The organism is Brevibacillus sp. HB2.2 (genome assembly GCF_013284275.1).
GTDB lineage: Bacteria > Bacillota > Bacilli > Brevibacillales > Brevibacillaceae > Brevibacillus > Brevibacillus brevis_D.
The window spans coordinates 1-1,373 of sequence record NZ_JABSUV010000094.1 but is presented as its reverse complement, the minus strand read 5'-3'; the positions used below and the strand labels follow the sequence as shown (position 1 = coordinate 1,373).

Here is a 1,373-nt window from a genome sequence, read left to right as displayed (position 1 = left end):
AAAGCCAGACCTATCCGAACGGAAGCAAAGCTACATACGATTACGATGAGTTAGGCCGACCGTTATCGGAGACTTTTCACAATCAAGGCGCAAAACGAACCATTACGTATGTGTATCGGGACGGCGAAGCCTCTGGATCGAGTTCAGAGGGACCGGGCATCGTGGAGAAAATTGCCCCGGATCAATCGAAGCTGATCACTTACTACACCCCATATGGAGATACCGCCTATCAAGAGCAGGTGGGCACGACAGGTGCGAAGCGTCCATTGGTAGAAAACGAGTTTACGCCAGATGGAATGGAGATTAGTCGCACGGTTCCTTACGGGAAGCAGGAGCAAAGCACCTCATACCTGTATGACTGGGACGGTTTTTTGTACCAAACGACGAATTCCTTAGGAACCACTAAGAACCATCGAAACAATGCCTACTCGGATGGAACAAGATACTTACCCCGTCTGACGGAACAAACGCTCTCTCCGAATGGCTATATCGCGACCACCTACCGTGATTTGTATGGAAAAGTGGAGAGCACGGAGGAGACTACGCAAAGCGGCAGTCACAATCGCGTAACGAACTACCAGACGGATCGATTCGGGAAAGTAACCAATAAAGAAATCACAGACGGCAAAACTTCCCAAGCGTGGAGTATGCGCTTCGATCACAACGACAATCTGGTTTATTTGCAGGACCCGGAAAATAACGTAAATGTATACGGGTACGATGGGCTAGGCAATCTCACCAGTGTATTGGAGAACGGGACGACTACCGCTGAGTATACCTACAATAGTTTGTCGTGGAAGCTCTCGGAGAAGAATCCGGAGACAAAAGCGGAGACGTACACCTACGAAAAAAGCGGTCTTGTAAAGAGCTACAAGGACAAAAACGGCGTCACATTCAACTACGACTACACGCCTTTCAATGAGTTGAAGAAAGTTTCTTCCGGCGCTTCTTTCTATGAAGACCGGGTGTACGATCCACAGTCTGGCCTGCTTTTGAGCGAAAATAATCACACCGGAAACTCTATCAGCTATGGCTACGATGGGTTCCATCGGAAGAATCGTCAAACGATGATGGGCAAAGATTACCAACTCCTGTATTCCGACAACGACGATACGATAGATACACTCGTATACCCAGCAAGGGGGGCGGTATCTGGTTCAGCCCCATCTCTAAGTGTCGGATACACCTATGACAACGCAAACCGATTAAATTCGGTGGCGATCCCGGGAGTCGGAACAACCACGTACACGTACGATATCAGTAACTCAGGAGAAACAAATGCAGTATCGTATCCGGGACAACCGAAAGCGATGCAGCAATCGGTCAGCTCATTTGGTGAAAAAACAGCCTTGAATCACGCAGACGGCTGGAAT

The 1,373-nt window shown here is 48.7% G+C and carries 1 pseudogene; it reads left to right on the top strand.

Annotation, left to right across the window (positions count from 1 at the left end):
- A pseudogene (locus HP401_RS29425) lies at positions 1 to 1,373 on the top strand (type IV secretion protein Rhs); the annotation flags it as partial.